19 protein-coding genes are annotated in these 17,337 nt (G+C 71.6%); 12 read left to right on the top strand and 7 right to left on the bottom strand.

Annotation, left to right across the window (positions count from 1 at the left end):
- Window positions 1–6: 6 nt before the first annotated feature.
- Complete coding sequence (locus tag HN013_RS28720) at window positions 7–1,701, bottom strand: streptophobe family protein (protein ID WP_171171363.1); 1,695 nt, start codon at window positions 1,699–1,701, stop codon at window positions 7–9.
- A gap of 232 nt (window positions 1,702–1,933) precedes the next feature.
- On the opposite strand from HN013_RS28720, the gene HN013_RS28715 reads away from it, so the two are divergent.
- On the top strand, window positions 1,934–4,534 hold the full coding sequence (locus HN013_RS28715) for an FHA domain-containing protein (RefSeq protein WP_171171361.1): 2,601 nt from the start codon (window positions 1,934–1,936) through the stop codon (window positions 4,532–4,534).
- Between the two features lie 117 nt (window positions 4,535–4,651).
- Here HN013_RS28715 and HN013_RS28710 read toward each other — a convergent pair whose 3' ends face one another.
- Window positions 4,652–5,374, bottom strand: coding sequence for a transglycosylase SLT domain-containing protein (locus tag HN013_RS28710; RefSeq protein WP_171171360.1), 723 nt, complete (start codon window positions 5,372–5,374; stop codon window positions 4,652–4,654).
- A 362-nt stretch (window positions 5,375–5,736) separates the two neighbouring features.
- A complete protein-coding gene (locus HN013_RS28705) occupies window positions 5,737–6,435 on the bottom strand; it encodes a nitroreductase family protein (protein ID WP_171171350.1) in 699 nt (232 codons plus the stop codon).
- Window positions 6,436–6,542: 107 nt separating this feature from the next.
- Between HN013_RS28705 and HN013_RS28700 the strand changes: the two genes are divergently transcribed.
- The 4 genes from HN013_RS28700 (at window position 6,543) to HN013_RS28685 (ending at window position 9,232) form a co-directional block, all read left to right on the top strand.
- A complete protein-coding gene (locus HN013_RS28700) occupies window positions 6,543–7,706 on the top strand; it encodes a GAF domain-containing sensor histidine kinase (protein WP_171171348.1) in 1,164 nt (387 codons plus the stop codon).
- Entirely contained in the window at window positions 7,699–8,382 is a 684-nt protein-coding gene (locus HN013_RS28695) for a response regulator (protein WP_398980928.1), read from the top strand. Before HN013_RS28700 ends, HN013_RS28695 begins: the two co-directional genes overlap by 8 nt.
- Window positions 8,383–8,548: 166 nt before the next feature.
- Window positions 8,549–8,797 (top strand): chaplin, encoded by a 249-nt coding sequence (locus HN013_RS28690; RefSeq protein WP_171171346.1) that lies wholly within the window; start codon window positions 8,549–8,551, stop codon window positions 8,795–8,797.
- Window positions 8,798–8,983: 186 nt separating this feature from the next.
- Window positions 8,984–9,232 (top strand): chaplin, encoded by a 249-nt coding sequence (locus tag HN013_RS28685; protein WP_171171344.1) that lies wholly within the window; start codon window positions 8,984–8,986, stop codon window positions 9,230–9,232.
- A gap of 69 nt (window positions 9,233–9,301) precedes the next feature.
- On the opposite strand, the gene HN013_RS28680 is transcribed toward HN013_RS28685, so the two are convergent.
- Entirely contained in the window at window positions 9,302–10,117 is an 816-nt protein-coding gene (locus tag HN013_RS28680; protein WP_171171342.1) for a hypothetical protein, read from the bottom strand.
- A 90-nt stretch (window positions 10,118–10,207) separates the two neighbouring features.
- Between HN013_RS28680 and HN013_RS28675 the strand changes: the two genes are divergently transcribed.
- The 4 genes from HN013_RS28675 (at window position 10,208) to HN013_RS28660 (ending at window position 13,532) form a co-directional block, all read left to right on the top strand.
- Window positions 10,208–11,017, top strand: a complete 810-nt coding sequence (locus HN013_RS28675) for an ABC transporter ATP-binding protein (RefSeq protein WP_171171340.1) — start codon at window positions 10,208–10,210, stop codon at window positions 11,015–11,017.
- 71 nt (window positions 11,018–11,088) lie between these two features.
- Window positions 11,089–11,511 (top strand): NfeD family protein, encoded by a 423-nt coding sequence (locus HN013_RS28670; RefSeq protein WP_312018745.1) that lies wholly within the window; start codon window positions 11,089–11,091, stop codon window positions 11,509–11,511.
- Between the two features lie 147 nt (window positions 11,512–11,658).
- Window positions 11,659–12,594, top strand: coding sequence for an SPFH domain-containing protein (locus HN013_RS28665; RefSeq protein WP_171171338.1), 936 nt, complete (start codon window positions 11,659–11,661; stop codon window positions 12,592–12,594).
- Between the two features lie 161 nt (window positions 12,595–12,755).
- The gene (locus tag HN013_RS28660) at window positions 12,756–13,532 is read left to right on the top strand and encodes a sulfite exporter TauE/SafE family protein (protein ID WP_171171336.1); all 777 of its coding nucleotides are present in this window, start codon (window positions 12,756–12,758) and stop codon (window positions 13,530–13,532) included.
- A gap of 36 nt (window positions 13,533–13,568) precedes the next feature.
- Here the strand turns inward: HN013_RS28660 and HN013_RS28655 are convergent, their stop codons facing one another.
- Both HN013_RS28655 and HN013_RS28650 read right to left on the bottom strand, forming a co-directional pair.
- A complete protein-coding gene (locus tag HN013_RS28655; protein WP_171171335.1) occupies window positions 13,569–14,075 on the bottom strand; it encodes an HNH endonuclease in 507 nt (168 codons plus the stop codon).
- Window positions 14,076–14,568: 493 nt separating this feature from the next.
- On the bottom strand, window positions 14,569–15,111 hold the full coding sequence (locus HN013_RS28650) for a YbhB/YbcL family Raf kinase inhibitor-like protein (RefSeq protein WP_312018744.1): 543 nt from the start codon (window positions 15,109–15,111) through the stop codon (window positions 14,569–14,571).
- 115 nt (window positions 15,112–15,226) lie between these two features.
- Between HN013_RS28650 and HN013_RS33410 the strand changes: the two genes are divergently transcribed.
- The 3 genes from HN013_RS33410 to HN013_RS28635 all read left to right on the top strand — a co-directional run bounded on the left by HN013_RS33410 (window position 15,227) and on the right by HN013_RS28635 (window position 16,888).
- Window positions 15,227–15,703, top strand: coding sequence for a ribonuclease domain-containing protein (locus tag HN013_RS33410; RefSeq protein WP_312018743.1), 477 nt, complete (start codon window positions 15,227–15,229; stop codon window positions 15,701–15,703).
- Complete coding sequence (locus HN013_RS28640) at window positions 15,700–16,140, top strand: barstar family protein (protein WP_171171331.1); 441 nt, start codon at window positions 15,700–15,702, stop codon at window positions 16,138–16,140. The genes HN013_RS33410 and HN013_RS28640 overlap by 4 nt, the downstream gene beginning before the upstream one ends.
- Before the next feature lie 85 nt (window positions 16,141–16,225).
- Window positions 16,226–16,888, top strand: a complete 663-nt coding sequence (locus HN013_RS28635) for a DNA-3-methyladenine glycosylase (protein ID WP_171171329.1) — start codon at window positions 16,226–16,228, stop codon at window positions 16,886–16,888.
- Between the two features lie 132 nt (window positions 16,889–17,020).
- On the opposite strand, the gene HN013_RS32490 is transcribed toward HN013_RS28635, so the two are convergent.
- On the bottom strand, window positions 17,021–17,337 hold a 317-nt coding region (locus HN013_RS32490), incomplete at its 5' end, for a hypothetical protein (RefSeq protein ID WP_212764930.1).

Here is a 17,337-nt window from a genome sequence, read left to right as displayed (position 1 = left end):
GCGCGGCTACCGGCGCGGCGGCCGCCCGTCCGGCCCCGGCAACCCCCGCCGGGGTGCCGGCGGCGGAGGCGGCGGGGGAGGGGGCGGAGCCCCGTACGACCCGGACGGGCGACCCGACGGCCGGTCCGGCGGGGGAGCGGGCCGCGGTCCGGGCCGCCGGCCGGGCTCCGGGCGCAGGTACGGATTGGTCTCGTCGTGGGACGGACGGTAGCCGGGGGACGGCCGGTGCGGACCGGGCACCTCACCGGGTACCTCCCCGGGCGCCTTCCCCGGCATCTCACCGGCCAGTTCCCCGGGCACCCCACCGGACGACGGCCCCGGTCCCCGGCCGGGCCCGCCGGAGGCGCGCGCGTACGGCGCGGCCCGCCGCCCCGCGGCACCCGTGGCGCAGGCGAGCAGCCCGCCCACCACTCCGGCCACCAGGCCCCACACCGCTCCCAGCACCCCCGCGAGCACCCCGTTCCCGCGCAGGTCGAGCCCGGCCCCGGCGGCGTCGACGCCGAGCACGGACAGGCTCGCGTCCGCGCTCACCCGGGTCCCCAGGACCAGCAGCGGCAGCGCCACGGCCATGACCGCCCCCAGCGCCAGGCCGCACCGCCCGGCGTATCCCACGGCGCTCCGCGCCCCCCGGGGCGTCCGGACCGCCGTGAGCACCCCGGCCAGCAGCACCGCCAGCGCGCAGGCCACCGGCAGCAGCCACACCCGGCTGTCGAGCTCCGCGAGGCGGCCCACGGTGACCGACCGGTCGGCGCCCCCGCCCAGCAGCTCGTCGAGCGGATCCGGCAGCACCTGGAGCAGGCTTCCGTCCGCCCGGCCGTGCCAGGGGACGAAGAGGCCGAGGGGCAGGCCCAGCCAGACCCCGTTGGGCGCCCCGAGCAGGGTGGCCCCGGCCACCCGTTTCGGGTGGTCGTCGCCGGCCGCCGCGACCAGCGCCGCGGCCCAGCCCGCCGCGACGGCCAGCACGAGGACGCCGCACAGCGCGGAGGCCGCCGGACGCACCCACCGGTGCAGGGCGCCGGCGCCGCGCGGCAGCGGGGTGCGGCGGGCGACGAGCACGGTGATCAGCAGGACGAGCGCCACCCAGACCGCGCCGCCCAGCAGCGAGGGCCCGCTCCGCACGGAGAAGCCCACGTCGGCCTTGGCGCGGGCCAGGCCGGCCAGCCGGTCGGGAAGGGCGCCGCCGATGTCCCCGATGCCCGGGATCTCCAGCTTCGGACCGTCGCCTCCCGCGCCCCCGAGGCCGAGGCCCTCACCCTCGAAGGTGATGGTCGAGGAGCCCGCCCAGGCGAGCCCGCCGAGCAGCAGCAGGAAGACCGCGGCCACCGCGCCCGCCCGCACGGCGAGTTCACGGCCGCGCACCGTCAGTCCGCCCGTCCGCAGCGACCGGGCGAAGGACCGGCCGAGCACCAGGGCCCCGACGAGGCTCACCCCCAGGGGCATGATGTCGATGGTGGTGTGCGCCCCGGCGCCCTTGAGCCCGAACGCTTCCATCGCCCCCGACGGAGCGACGGACCCGCCGACCGCGAGAACGGTCACGGCGGCCGTCATCGGCCCGAGCGATCCCGCCGCGTCCGCGCCCAGCAGATGCAGCCCGAGCGCCGCCACCCCGGCCATGGCGAGGAAGGCCCAGCTCACTCCCGCCACCGCGATGATGATCAAGCGCACGCCGCGGGCCGGGCGCCGGTCACTGGTGATGGTCATCACGGCCCCCCGGTCCGTACCTTCGCCCCTCCCCGGTCCCGGATCCGTGTGACTCCCGCCCGGCCGTGGGTGATTACCACTCTCCGGTGGTGTTTCCGGCCCGTCAACGGCGCCCGGAAAGCGGGGGGCGTCAATCCCCGACTTTCGATCGGGGGACTGCGCCTGAAATAGTTCCTCCCGATGTTCGCCATCCCTAGACTCCCTGTGCAGGGGGTACATCGGGGGACAAGTAGTGGGGCATGGAGTGCCTGAACTCGTACTGGAATTGAATGGACAGACCTGGACGCTGGACCCGTCCCGGTCGTACACCCTCGGACGCGATCCGCAGGGCGACATGGTGCTGGAGGACGCCCGGGTCTCATGGCGGCACGCCATCGTCCGCTGGGGCGGGCGCAGTTGGGTGATCGAGGACCAGGGCAGTACCAACGGCACCTATGCGCAGGGGCAGCGGATCCACCAGCTGGAGATCGCCCCCGGCTCGGTCGTGCACCTGGGCAACGCGACGGACGGCCCGCGGCTGAACGTCGGGGCCGCGACACCGGCCGCCGACCTGTACAGCGCGCAGACCGCGTTGGCGGGTCAGCCGGGCCAGGCCGCCCCGGCGCCCCAGCAGCCGGACCCGTGGCAGCAGCCTCCGCAGGGGGTGCCCCAGCAGTACCAGCAGCCGTACCAGCAGCCCCAGGGCGGCTGGCAGCAGCCGCAGGGCGGACAGGCGGCCTGGCAGCAGGGACAGCAGCCCCAGCAGGCCCAGCCGCACATCCCGCACCAGGCGTCCTCGCCGGAGCAGGGCCGGCCGCCCCAGGGCGCCGCCGCCGGCGCCCCGCCCGTCTACGGCGACCGCAGCCCGACGACCTTCCACCAGCTGGCGCAGAACCGGGTCATGCGCATCGGTCGTGCCCTGGAGAACGAGCTGGTCGTCGCCGACCTCCAGGTCTCCCGCCACCACGCCGAGTTCCGGGCCACCCCCGACGGCCGCTTCGAGATCGTCGACCTGGGCAGCCACAACGGCACCTACGTCAACGGCCAGCCGGTCCGCCAGCAGATCATCGGCCCCCAGGACATCGTCGGTGTCGGTCACTCCACCTTCCGGCTGGTCGGTGACCGGCTGGAGGAGTTCGTCGACACCGGCGAGGTCTCCTTCTCCGCCCGCCACCTCACGGTCACGGTCGACGGCGGCAAGCAGATCCTCAAGGACGTCTCCTTCGGTGTCCCCGAGAAGTCGCTGATCGCGGTCATCGGCCCGTCCGGCTCCGGCAAGTCCACCCTGCTCAAGGCGCTGACCGGCTACCGGCCGGCCAACCAGGGCGACGTCCTCTACGACAACCGGAACCTCTACAAGCAGTTCGCCGAGCTGCGCCAGCGCATCGGTCTGGTCCCGCAGGACGACATCCTGCACAAGGAGCTCACCGTCCGGAAGGCGCTCCGCTACGCCGCCAAGCTGCGCTTCCCCGGTGACACCGCGCCCGCCGAGCGCGAGGCCCGGATCGAGGAGGTGCTGCGCGAGCTGAAGCTCGACGTCCACAAGGACAAGAAGGTCACCTCGCTCTCCGGCGGTCAGCGCAAGCGCGTCTCCGTCGCCCTGGAGCTGCTGACCAAGCCGTCGCTGATCTTCCTGGACGAGCCCACCTCCGGCCTCGACCCGGGCATGGACCGCGATGTGATGCAGCTGCTGCGCGGCCTCGCCGACGACGGCCGTACCGTCCTGGTCGTCACGCACTCCGTCGCCGAGCTGGCGCTCTGCGACAAGCTGCTCGTCATGGCGCCCGGCGGCTCGGTCGCCTACTTCGGTCCGCCCGAGGAGGCGCTCAACTTCTTCGGGTACGACACCTGGGCGGACGTCTTCTCCGCCTTCGAGAACTACCGCGACTACGACTGGGCGGGCCGCTGGAAGGGCTCGCAGCACTACCAGATGTACGCCGCGGACATCGACGCCGTCGCACCGCAGTCCGTGCACGTCCAGCCGCAGATGGTCCGGCCGCCCATCGCCCAGAGCTGGGTCTCCCAGCTGTGGACGCTGATGCGCCGCTATGTCTCGGTGATCGCCTCGGACCGCGGCTTCATGGGGCTGATGCTCATCCTGCCCGCCGTCCTCGGCGGCGTGAGCTGTGTGATCCCGTCCGACTTCGGGCTCTCGGCACCGCCCAAGGGCCACAACCAGGACGCCGGCACGATCATGCTGATCCTCGCGGTCGGCATGTGCTTCTCCGGAGCAGCCAACTCCGTCCGTGAGTTGATCAAGGAACGGGTGATCTACGAACGGGAGCGCGCGGTCGGCCTCTCCCGCTCCGCCTATCTGATGTCGAAGGTCATCGTCCTCGGCGCGATCACCGCGGTGCAGGGCGTGATCATCTGCGCCATCGGCTTCTCCGTCCGGAAGCTGCCGGAGGAGGGCCTGATCCTCAAGGCGCTCCCGGCCGCCGAGCTCTGCCTGGTGATCATCGGTCTCGGCTTCACATCCATGATGATCGGCCTGGTGATCTCCTCCCTGGTGAAGACCGCGGAGAAGACCATGCCGCTGCTGGTGATGTTCGCGATCGTCCAGGTCGTCTTCACCGGCATCATGTTCAAGGTCTACGACGCACCGGGCGTCGAGCAGGTCGCCTGGCTGATGCCCTCCCGCTGGGCCATCGGCGCCGCCGGCGCCACGCTGGACCTCTCGCACCTCATGGCGCCGTTCGACAAGCACAACCCGACCAACCTCGACCCGCTCTGGGAGCACTCCGTCTCCCAGTGGGGCATCGACCTGTTCGTCCTCCTCGCCCTCGGTGTCGTATGCGGATTCGTCGTGGCCCGGCTGCTGCGCCGGCACGAGCCCGAGGTCATGCGGAAGTAGAACTCAGGGAAGGCGCAGGAAGCCGCGGGAAATCGCGGGGAATTGCGGCAGCAAAAAGGGCGGTGACACCCGGGGAACCGGATGTCACCGCCCTTTTCTTCGGACGTGCCGCTCGGATCAGTAGGCCGAGTTGACGTTGTCCATGGAGCCGTAGACCGCGGCCGCGTAGTTGCAGGCGGCGGTGATGTTGGCGACCGGGTCGTAGATGTCCCAGGAGGTGCCCTCGACGTGGTACGCCTTGAAGGTCGGGTCGATCACCTGGAGCAGGCCCTTGGAGGGGGTGCCCGCGACGGCGTTCGAGTCCCAGTTGTTGATGGCCTGCGGGTTGCCGGTCGACTCCCGCATGATGTTGCGGTAGATGCCGTCGTAGCTGCCCGGGATGCCCTTGGCCTTCATGACGTCCAGGGCCTCGCGGATCCAGCCGTCGAGGTTGTTCGCGTAGGTCTTCGGGGCCGGGGCGGCGGGCGCGGCCGGCGCGGCGGGCGCGGCCTTGACCGGCTGGCGCTCGGCGGAACGGCTCGCGGCCTCCTTGTCGGCGCGCTCCTTGTCCGCCTTGGCCTTCGCCTCGGCGGCGGCCTTCTTCTTGGCCTCCGCCTCCGCACGGGCCTGGCCGGCGGCGGCGTCCGACTGCTTCACGAGCTCTTCGCGCTGGCCCTCGGTACCGAACGCCGTGGCGTTCCACGCGACGGGCTTCACGCCGACCGCCTGCTGCTCACCCTCGGCGGAACCGCCGGGGACGACGGCGAGCGCGAGCGCCGCCACACCGGCCGCGGCGATGCCCGCCGCGGAGAACTTGTGGACCTTGGTGAGACGGCTATAGCCGGAGATGGTGGAGCGCATGACTGAGCTGAACCTCTTCCAATCGCGTGAGTCGCAGTGGCCGGATCGGCGCGGATGAAGCGCCGTTTCTCGATCTACGGCGCCCTGCGACTGGGCAATTGTTAGCGGCTGCAAAAAGCTGTGGCAAAGGTGTGACGTACTATCCGACTTCGTTGTCGGCCGTCCCGGAACCGACCCACGACTCGCGCCCCGCACCCGCTCAGCCCCGCCTTTACGGCGGTTTTACCCCCTTACTACCGAGTGTCGTAGGTGATGTGCGTCCTATGCGCGGCGTCACACCGAGCAGCGCCCCATCACACCCGGTGTGACCACCACCGCACCCTGTGTACGCGGTTTTCGGGGAGAGCCCCCGCGGCCTCCGCTCAGACCTCGACCAGAACCTGCTCCAGGCTCTTGCGCACCAGGTCGGGAACCCGGCAGTCGTCCGCCGGATACCCCACCGGGATCACCGCGAAGGCCTTCTCGTTCACCGGCCGCCCCAGCGCCTCCGCCAGGAACCGCATCGGACTGGGCGTGTGCACCAGCGCGGCCAGCCCCGACAGATGCAGGGCCGACAGCAGCATCCCGACCGCGATGCCGACCGACTCGTCCACGTAGTAGTGCTTGCGCCGCACCCCGTCCTCGCCCAGCCAGTAGCGCTGCTGGAAGACCACGATCAGCGCCGGCGCGTCCGTCAGGTGCGGCTTCACCTCGTCCGTGCCCAGCGGCCGCAGCGCCGCCAGCCACTCCTCACCGAGCCGCCCGGCGTACGAGACGCGCTCCTCCTCCTCGGCCGCCTCCCGGATCCCTCTCCGCACCTCCGGGTCCTTGACCAGGACGAACGTCCACGGCTGCTGGTGCGCCCCGGACGGCGCCGTGGCCGCGCACGCGATCGCGTCCCGCACCACCTGCTCCGGCACCGGATCGGCGGAGAACTGGCGCACGGTCCTTCGGCCCGCCATGCGCTGCCGGAGCTCGGCGGCGCGGGCGAGCGACTCGTCGGCGGGCATCCGCCCCGGCCGGTAGGGGACCGGCCGGTAGGGCTCGCCATGGGTGGGTGTCCACTGCGTAAGTGACGACATGCCCCGAGTCTGGCGGCGGCAGGGCCCTCCGGCCTAGGGCCCGGGACCCAACCGTCCGCCGCCGCCGGGCCGATCCGCGGCGGATCACCGCTGGGTACCGTGAACGCATGAGCCAAGGCCCACGCTCCGGCCTGCCCGCCGTGAGCACCGCGATCCTCGCGATGAGCAGACATCTCGAAGTCCGCGACGTCCTCAAGACCATCGTCGTCTCCGCCCGCGAACTGCTCGGCGCCGAGTACGCCGCCCTCGGGGTCCCCGACGACCACGGAGGGTTCGCCCAGTTCGTCGTCGACGGCGTCAGCGACGAGGAGTGGAAGGCCATCGGGCCGCTGCCCCGCCAGCACGGCATCCTCGCGGCGATGCTCCAGGAGAAGGCGCCGCAGCGCCTGCCCGACGTCCGCGCGGACCCGCGCTTCGGCGGCTGGCCCTCCGCCCACCCCGAGATGTCCGACTTCATCGGCATGCCGATCGCCGACGGCGACGAGAACCTGGGCGTCCTCTTCCTCGCCAACAAGGCGCACCGGGGGACCGACGGGCAGACGGCCCCGACGGGAGGCTGCGCCTTCACCGAGGAGGACGAGGAGCTCCTCTCGGTCCTCGCCCAGCACGCGGCCATCGCGCTGACCAACGCCCGTCTCTACGAGCGCAGCCGTGAGCTGACCATCGCCGGGGAGCGCGCCCGCCTCGCCCACGAGCTGCACGACGCCGTGGCGCAGAAGCTCTTCTCCCTGCGTCTCACCGCCCAGGCCGCCACGGCCCTGGTGGACCGCGACCCGGCCCGCGCCAAGGAGGAGCTGCACCAGGTCGCCCTGCTCGCCGCCGAGGCCACCGACGAGCTGCGCGCCGCCGTCGTCGAGCTGCGCCCCGCCGGCCTGGACGAGGACGGCCTCGTCGCCACCCTGCGCACCCAGATCAAGGTGCTCGACCGGGCCCACGCCGCGCGCGTCTCCTTCGCCTCGCAGGGCATGCGCGCCCTCCCGGCCGCCCAGGAGGAGGCGCTGCTGCGCGTCGCCCAGGAGGCCCTGCACAACGCCCTGCGCCACTCCGGCGCGGAGCACGTCGACGTCGCCCTCTGCCGCCGGGGGCAGGGCGCCGTGCTGCGGGTGGCCGACGACGGAAGCGGATTCGACCCCTCCGCGGTCCGTCGCGCGGGCCGGCATCTGGGCCTGGTCTCCATGCGGGACCGGGCGAACGGGGTCGGCGGCAGGCTGAAAGTTGTCTCGGAGCCCGGCGAGGGCACCGCGATCGAGATGGAGGTGCCCGGTGGCTGAAGTGCGGACCGAAGGGAAACGGCAGGGCGTGAGCGACGGGCGGACGATCCGGGTGCTGCTGGTGGACGACCACCAGGTGGTCCGCAAGGGGCTGCGCACCTTCCTGGAGGTCCAGGACGACATCGAGGTGGTCGGGGAGGCCGCCGACGGCGCCGAGGGCGTGGCGCGGGCCGAGGAGCTCAGCCCCGACGTGATCCTCATGGACGTGAAGATGCCCGGCATGGACGGCATCGAGGCGCTGCGCAGACTGCGCGCCCTGGACAGCCCCGCCCGGGTGCTGGTGGTCACCAGCTTCACCGAGCAGCGCACGGTGATCCCGGCCCTGAAGGCCGGCGCCGCGGGCTATGTGTACAAGGACGTGGACCCCGAGGCGCTCGCCGGTGCCATCCGGTCCGTGCACGCCGGGCATGTGCTGCTCCAGCCCGAGGTGGCGGGCGCCCTGCTGACGCAGGACGACACCGGCGGCACCCAGGGCAGGGGCAACGCGCTGACCGAGCGGGAGCGGGAGGTGCTCGCCCTGATCGCCGACGGCCGGTCCAACCGGGAGATCGCGCGGGCGCTCGTGCTGTCGGAGAAGACCGTCAAGACGCACGTCTCCAACATCCTGATGAAGCTCGACCTCGCCGACCGCACACAGGCGGCCCTGTGGGCGGTACGGCACGGCATCGGCGACTGACCGGCGGCTGCGGGCCCCGTCACCGGAGCGTTTCATTCCGACCGTTGATTCATGCGGTCGTGTGATTGTCGGTGTGTCCCAGAAACCGGATCGGCGGTGGCCCGTTCTTGATGACGTAACCGCGGCGGCTGGCCGTGGCAACGTTCCAGGAAGGTCAGAAGAAGAAGTGAAGAACATGAAGAAGGCCGCTGCCGTCACGATCGCGGCCGGCGGTCTCGCCCTCGCCGGTGCCGGCATCGCTTCCGCCCACGGGGGTGCGCCCGCCGCCGGCGCCATCTCCAAGAACAACCCCGGCGTCGTCTCCGGCAACGTCGTCCAGGTGCCCGTCACCGTCGGCGCCAACCTGTGCGGCAACACGGTCAACGTGGTCGGCCTGCTGAACCCGGCGCACGGCAACCTCTGCGTCAACGACTGACGATCCGTCGACGCTCACCCGGACGGTCGGTCGGCCCCGCCCCCGCGGGGCCGACTTCCGAGGGTGATCAATCGTCCGAATGAGGGCAAACTCTGCGGTCGGCCGTGCCGTCGGCAGGGTGGTGGCGTTCATCAGGGCGCGACTCCGTCACCGGGGCCGCGAGGTCACCAGCAAAGGAAGACACCCATGAACCGTGCCAAAAAGGCCGCCCTCGTTCTGGCCGCCGCAGGCGTGGCCGCCGGCGCTTCTGTCGGCACCGCAGTCGCTCACGATGGTGCCACCGCCCACGGCGTCGCCAAGGGCTCGCCCGGCGTCATCTCGGGCAACGTCATCCAGGTTCCCCTGGACGTCCCGATCAACCTGTGCGGCAACACGATCGACATCCTGATCGGGCTCCTGAACCCGACGTTCGGGAACGTCTGCGTCGTCAAGTGACGCTCCGGAGGGCCCCGCGAACCACATGGCTCGCGGGGCCTCCCCCTGTCCGGGGCCGGGAACCGGGCCCTACGGCCTGTCCCGCTCCCGGCGCTCCACCGGGGCGTTGTACGCGGCCACCTGGGCCCGCCGGGCCGTCCGCTCCACCGGACGCAGCGCCGCCGCCCGGGCCGCGATCCCGGACGCGCTCACCGCACCGCCGTGCTCATGACTTCCGCCGTCCCCCGTGCCGTACGCGAGGGCGACCAGCGCGCCCACCCGCTGGGCGAGCTCCAGCACCCGCGCCGCGCGCGGCGGGTATCCGGGCGCCAGGATCTCGCGGCCCCGTCCGGCCCGCGCCCGGTAGGCCTCCAGCGCGGCCCGGGCCACCGGGCCCGATCCCGCCACGTCGAGCCGGGTCAGCACCGCGGTCGCCTCGCGCAGCGCCTCGGCCAGCTCCCGCTCGGCCTCCCCGAGCGACGGCACGTCGGCGGGCGGCGCGTCCCGCACCGGCGAGCAGCGCCAGACGACCTCCACATGGATGTCGGCCGCGTCGGGCCCGGACCCGGCGGCGCGGACCTCGGGCACCAGCCCAAGACCCGCCTCCGGGGCGATGACCGCCTCCTCCGCCTCCAGGGCAAGGGCGTTGAACTCCGGCGGCCCGGTCAGGCCCAGGGGATGGCCGGGCACGGGCAGGGCCAGCCGCAGTCCGGTGGCCCCCAGCGCGCGCAGCCGGCCCAGGGCGAGGGTCAGGCCCACCGGACCGGACTCGCCCGGCAGTCCGGTCACCCGGTGCACCGCGTCGTCCCCGGTGATGTGATGCGCGGCGTCATCGGGTGAGACATAACCGGCAAGAAGGGCGTTTCCCCACGCTGTGAGCCGCCCCGAACGATGTTCATCGAGCATGGGAACCAGCCTAGGGACTGCCGATGACGGCCGGTGGCGTAGGTTTTCCTCGGGGGCTGCGCCGACAGGCGCCAGCGACGACGAACTGCAATGGGAGACAACGCGCTCATGAGCGATGTGCTGGAACTGGTGGACGTATCCGTGGTCCGCGAGGGCCGGGCTCTGGTGGACCAGGTCTCCTGGTCGGTCAAGGAGGGGGAGCGCTGGGTCATCCTCGGCCCCAACGGCGCGGGCAAGACCACCCTCCTCAATGTCGCATCCAGCTACCTGTTCCCGACCAAGGGCACGGCGCGCATCCTCGGCGAGAAGCTCGGCTCCGTGGACGTCTTCGAGCTGCGCCCGCGCATCGGCATCGCCGGCATCGGCCTCGCCGACAAGCTGCCGCGCAGCCAGACCGTCCTGCAGACGGTGCTCACCGCCGCCTACGGGATGACGGCCACCTGGCACGAGAACTACGAGTCCGTGGACGAGCAGCGGGCCCGCGCCTTCCTCGACGTGCTGGGCATGACCGAGTACCTGGACCGCAAGTTCGGCACCCTCTCCGAGGGCGAGCGCAAGCGCACCCTCATCGCCCGCGCGATGATGATCGACCCCGAGCTGCTGATGCTGGACGAGCCCGCCGCGGGCCTCGACCTCGGCGGCCGCGAGGACCTGGTGCGCCGGCTCGGCCGGCTCGCCCGCGACCCCCTCGCACCCTCCATGATCATGGTCACCCACCATGTCGAGGAGATCGCCCCCGGCTTCACCCACGTCCTGATGATCCGTCAGGGCAAGGTGCTCGCCGCCGGCCCCATCGAGCTCGAACTCACCTCCCGCAACCTCTCGAAGTGCTTCGGGCTCCCGCTGGTCGTCGAGAGCCGCGGCGACCGCTGGACCGCCCACGGCCTGCCGCTCTCCTGAGCCCCCGGAAGCCCTCCCGGGGTACCGAGGAGCCCTGTCGGTGACACCGTCCGCGCGCCTACCATGACCATGTGAACACATGGGCGTGGTGGCTCGTGGCCGCCGTCGGGCTGGGCATTCCCCTGGTCGTCACCGCGATGCCGGAGTTCGGCATGCTGGCGATAGGGGCCGTCGCCGCTTCCGTCACCGATGCCCTCGGGGGCGGCACGGTGACCCAGTTCATCGTCTTCGCCGTTGTCTCCGTCGCCCTGATCGCCGTGGTGCGGCCGATCGCCAACCGGCAGCGCGCCGGCCGCCCCGAACTGCGGTCCGGGGTGGACGCCCTGAAGGGACGACAGGCCGTCGTCCTGGAACGGGTGGACGGCAGGGGCGGCCGCATCAAGCTCGGGGGCGAGATCTGGTCGGCGCGCTCCCTGGACGGCGAGCGCAGCTTCGAGGTGGGGCAGCAGGTGGACGTCGTCGAGATCGACGGGGCGACGGCGGTGGTGATGTGAGGTGATGTGAGACGCCGTGCGGAGGGAAGGGAGGGGGCGGGGAAGTGACCGATCCCGGTCCGGCACCTGCACGGCACCGCCGGTTCTGACAGACTCCCTCATCACGATCGACGAACCCGACCCACGACAAAGGCACGAGGAGCCACGATGGCGATCATCATCGTCCTGATCATCCTGGTGGTGCTCGTCTTCATCGCCCTCATGAAGACAGTGCAGGTCATCCCACAGGCGAGCGCCGCCATCGTCGAGCGCTTCGGCCGGTACACCCGCACGCTCAACGCCGGCCTCAACATCGTCGTCCCGTTCATCGACTCCATCCGCAACCGCATCGACCTCCGCGAACAGGTCGTGCCGTTCCCCCCGCAGCCGGTCATCACCCAGGACAACCTCGTCGTCAACATCGACACCGTCATCTACTACCAGGTGACCGACGCGCGGGCCGCGACCTACGAGGTGTCCAGCTTCATCCAGGCCATCGAGCAGCTCACCGTCACCACCCTCCGCAACATCATCGGTGGCATGGACCTGGAGCGGACCCTCACCTCCCGCGAGGAGATCAACGCGGCCCTGCGCGGCGTCCTCGACGAGGCGACCGGCAAATGGGGCATCCGCGTCAACCGCGTCGAGCTCAAGGCCATCGAACCGCCCACCTCCATCCAGGACTCAATGGAGAAGCAGATGCGCGCCGACCGTGACAAGCGCGCCGCGATCCTCACCGCCGAGGGCATCCGCCAGTCGCAGATCCTCACCGCCGAGGGCGAGAAGCAGTCCGCGATCCTCCGCGCCGAAGGTGAGGCGAAGGCCGCCGCGCTCCGCGCCGAGGGCGAGGCCCAGGCCATCCGTACGGTCTTCGAGTCCATCCACGCCGGCGACCCCGACGAGAAGCTGCTCTCCTACCAGTACCTCCAGATGCTTCCGAAGATCGCCGAGGGCGACGCCAACAAGCTCTGGATCGTGCCCAGCGAGATCGGCGACGCCCTCAAGGGCCTCAGCGGAGCCGTCGGCAACTTCGGCCCCATGGGCGGCGGAGGCGGCAAGGCCGCCAAGGAGAGCCCGCGCCGCGAACGGCCGCCGATCGACTGAGCGACCGGGCGACCGAGTGCCTGACGCCCGGCCCGGTCGGCCGCCGGGCCCGACGTGCCCCAACTCTCCTACTGTGTGATCGATTTACCGGCCTGTCTCGTGCATGATCGGTACGGCACCCCGACCTCTCACGGCGGGGAGGCGTCTACCGATCTAAGGAGATGGCCTTGTCCATCTGGGAAGCACTCGCGGTCTTCGCGGCCGGCATAGGTGCCGGCACCATCAATGTCATCGTGGGCTCCGGCACCCTGTTCACCTTCCCGGTGCTGCTCGCCACCGGACTGCCCCCGGTCACCGCCAACGTCTCGAACACCCTCGGCCTCATCACCGGAAACCTCAGCGGCGTCATCGGCTACCGCCGCGAACTGCGCGACCAGCGCGCCAGAATCGTCCGCTTCGGCATCGCCGCGCTGATCGGCGGCCTCGCCGGAGCGATTCTGCTGCTCGCCCTCCCGTCGAAGGCGTTCGACGCCATCGTCCCCGCACTCATCGGCGTCGCCCTGGTGCTCGTCGTCCTCCAGCCCCGGCTGGCCCGCGCCCTCGCCCGGCGCCGTGAACGCAACGGCACCGAGCCGCGCGCCGACGGCGGCGCCGCCCTCTTCACCGGCCTGCTGCTGGCCAGCGTCTACGGGGGCTACTTCGGCGCGGCGCAGGGCGTCATCTACCTGAGCCTGATGGGCATACTGCTCAATGACGACCTCCAGCGCATCAACGGACTGAAGAACGCCCTCGCCGTCGTCGTCAACGGCGTAGCCGCGCTGTTCTTCCTGTGCGTCGCCGACATCGACTGGACGGCCGTGCTGCTGATCGCCGCCGGCTCGACGCTCGGGGGCCAGCTGGGCGCACGCGTCGCACGGCGGCTGCGGCCCCAGATGCTGCGGGGCGTCATCGTGGCGGTCGGCGTCGTCGCCATCGTGCAGCTGCTGCTCCGGCAGTAGGGGCGCCCCCGGACAGAACCCGGGGCGCCCCGGCCGTCACGCCGCGGGAACCGCAAGCCACTCCGGGAGCCGCTCCCCGTCGTACGCCCCGACAGACAGCAGCAACGCGTCCGACGGCGTGGGCTCGAACGGACGCCGCAGCAACCGCATCCCCGCCTGCTCGGGAGTCCGGTCCGCCTTGCGGTGGTTGTCCTCCGCGCAGGAGGCGACGGTATTCAGCCATGTGTTCCCGCCGCCGTGGGAACGGGGCAGCACGTGGTCCACCGTCGTGGCACGCCGCCCGCAGTAGGCGCACCGGTGGCGGTCGCGCACCAGCACACCCCGCCGGGACCACGGAGCACGTCTTCGGAACGGCACCCGTACGTACCGCCGCAACCTGATCACTTGAGGCACCGGTAGTTCCACGGAGGACGAGTGGAGGTGCAGACCGGGGCGGGCCCGTTCCACAACGGCCTTGTCCTGCAGCACGAGCACCACCGCGCGCCGCAGCGAGACCGTCGCCAGCGGCTCGAAGCTCGCGTTCAGGACCAGCGTCTCCCGCATTCCGTTCCACCTCCCGGCCGTCACCCCCGCCCCGGTGGCGGAGATGGCTCAACTGTGCCGGTAGGGCGGAAGAGCGACAACGCAATTTCCGTGGGCACCGGGGGAGTTGAGGGAAGGCCGGGGGAGTTGAAGGAAAGGAGGAAGGAAGGGGCAGGAGCCGGACACGCGGGGGACGCTCCGGGCCCTTCCCCCGTGTCGAACGCGGGCCCGGAGCGCACGGCAGCGGACGCGGCCGCTCCGGGCCCACGCCCGGAACTCCGGCAGACGGCCGGCGCGAACGCGCACGACCTTCCCCGCCACTGCGGTATCCGCTGCCCGACGGCCGCATGCGAAGCCGTCGGCACACACCACTGTGCGGGCCGCGCAAGCCGCCGCGCAACGGAATTTCCGGCCGACCGGGACGAACCGGCCGGTCCGGTGGCGGAACGGCCCGGCAATGAACGAACCGGTGGCGAATGGTCCGGTGGCGACCGGTCCAGTGGCGAGCCGCGGGTCAGCCGGCCGCGGGCGTCTCGTACTCGCCGACCAGCTGCGCCCGGGCCAGGGTGTGGAAGCGCAGATTGAAGCCGACGACGGCGGGGGAGACCTCCGCGTCCGGGCCCAGCTTCTCCTGGTCCACGGCGTACACCGTGAAGACGTAGCGGTGCGGGCCGTCCCCGGGCGGCGGCGCGGCACCGCCGAAGTCGCGCGTCCCGTAGTCGTTCCGGACGTGCACGGCCCCCTCGGGCAGCCCCTTCATCGCCCCGCTGCCGGCACCGCCCGGCAGCTCGGTCACGGTCGCCGGGATGTCGAAGAGCACCCAGTGCCAGAAGCCGCTGCCCGTGGGGGCGTCGGGGTCGAAGCACGTCACGGCGAAGCTCTTGGTCCCCTCCGGGAAGCCCTCCCAGCGGAGGTGGGGGGAGAGATTGGCGCCACTGAGCGCCTGCGCGTCGGCGAGGCGGGCCCTCGCTGTCACGTCGTCGCTGGCGACGGTGAACGAGGGGACGGGCGGCAGGAAATCGTGGGGCAGCGGCGGACGGCCCTGCTCATCGGACACGGATGACACGGTGACACCTCCAGAAACGCGCGGACACGTGAAATGCCAGCCTAACGAGGCGAGGACGGCCGGGGCTGAGACCATAAGACGTGTGCTTCGACGTGTGTTCCCACAGGTGTCCCGACGATGCGGACGACGACCGGCCGGCCGTGCCCTGCGCACCCTGACCGTCCTCCTCACCGCCCTGCCCCTGTTCCTCCTCCCCGCCTGTTCGTCCGGCGGCCACGGCTCGTCCGGAAAGGCGTCGACGGCCCCGGGTTCCGCCGGCGGTGGAACCCGGGGCACCGGCCCCACCCCCGCCTGGGCCAAGGGCATGAAGACCGTCACTCCGGACAGACTCCCTCCCGAGGCCCGGCGCACCCTCGAACTCATCGCGAAGGGAGGACCGTTCCCGTACGCCAAGGACGGCACCGTCTTCGGCAACTACGAGAACCGGCTGCCCAAGCAGCCGCGCGGGTACTACCACGAGTACACCGTCCCCACCCCCGGGGCGCAGAACCGCGGTGCCCGCCGCATCATCACCGGCAGCCACTCCGAGCGCTACTACACCGGCGACCACTACAAGACCTTCGAAGCGGTGGTGCAACCATGACCGGCACGACCCGTCAACTGCCCGACCCCGGCGTCCCCGGACTCCTCGACGGCACGGTCCCGCCCGGGATCTACCGCCTGCCCGTCACCGAGTCCCCCTCCCACGCCGCCGCCCTCGCCACCGGGACCGGCTGGCGGGCCGCCCGGCTCCGCCTCCGCGACGTCGACGACAAGGCGTCCTTCCTCGACCGGTGCGCCGCCGACCTCGGATTCCCCGGCTGGTTCGGCCACAACTGGGACGCCCTCGCGGACTGCCTGACCGACCTGTCCTGGTGGCGCAAGGACGGAGAGCCCCGCGGCTACCTGCTCCTCGCGGAGGACTGGGATGCCTTCCACAAGGCCGCTCCGGACACCGCGGCGACGGCGTGGACGATCCTCGACGACGCGGTCGGCTTCTGGCGTGACCGGGAGAACCCCATGGCGGTCCTGCTCGCCTGACCGGCGACGCCTCGTGGAGCCTCCTAGTGGAGGGGGCGCCGCCGTCCCCGCCAGGTCCCCGCCCGTTCCAGTACGCTCGGCCCGCATGTCCACCGACCACGACCGCACCCCCCTCGCCCGCGCCTTCTTCGACCGCCCCGTGCTGGAGGTCGCACCGGATCTGCTCGGGCGCACCCTGGTCCGCACGAGCCCCGACGGGCCGATCGAGCTCCGCATCACGGAGGTCGAGGCGTACGCGGGTGAGGTGGACCCCGGTTCCCACGCCTACCGGGGACGCACGGAGCGCAACGCATCCATGTTCGGACCGCCCGGACACGCATACGTCTACTTCATCTACGGGATGTGGTTCAGCCTCAACCTGGTCTGCGGTCCGGAGGGCATGGCGAGCGGTGTCCTGCTGCGGGCCGGCGAAGTACTCACCGGCCACGACCTGGCCCGCGCCCGCCGCCCGAAGTCGCGCAACGACCGCGACCTCGCCCAGGGCCCGGCCCGCCTCGCCACCGCCCTCGACGTCGACCGCAGCCTGAACGGCAGCGACCTCTGCGCCGGCCCGAGCGCACCCCTGTCCGTCCTCGAAGGCACCCCCGTCCCGGCAGACCACATCCGCAACGGCCCCCGCACGGGCGTCGGCGGCGAGGGCGCCCTGCACCCCTGGCGGTTCTGGGCCGACGGCGACCCGACGGTCAGCCCCTACCGGGCCCACGTCCCCCGCAACCGCGGCAAGACCCGCACGACCAGCGGCGCTTGACCGGTTGGCGGCAACCGCCCGAGACCGGTCGGAGACCGGTGCTTGACTCCCGGAGCGCGAGCGCCTAACGTAGCCCGAGCCGCTGGAGACGGGCAGCGCCGTGAGCGTCTGTACCGGTGGGCGGCACAACCACTACGACGAGGGATCCCCGACGGGGTCTTGTTTCGCTGCGCTTTTGCGTGCCGAAATGAAGACTTCACGGCTCGATTGGGAGCCGGCGGGAAATTCCGCTAACGTAGTGGACATCCCCTCCGACGGGAAATCGGATCTTAAATCCGGGCCGGGAACGGCACGGAAAAGGATCTGATAGAGTCGGAACACGAAATACCGGAGGGAAGCGCCCGGAGGAAAGCCCGAGAGGGTGAGTACGAAGGAAGCGTCCGTTCCTTGAGAACTCAACAGCGTGCCAAAAGTCAACGCCAGACTATAAAACAACCCCGTCCACGGGC

The sequence above is a fragment of the Streptomyces sp. I05A-00742 genome (assembly GCF_013055795.1).
GTDB lineage: Bacteria > Actinomycetota > Actinomycetes > Streptomycetales > Streptomycetaceae > Streptomyces.
This window is presented reverse-complemented; position numbering and strand designations above follow the sequence as displayed.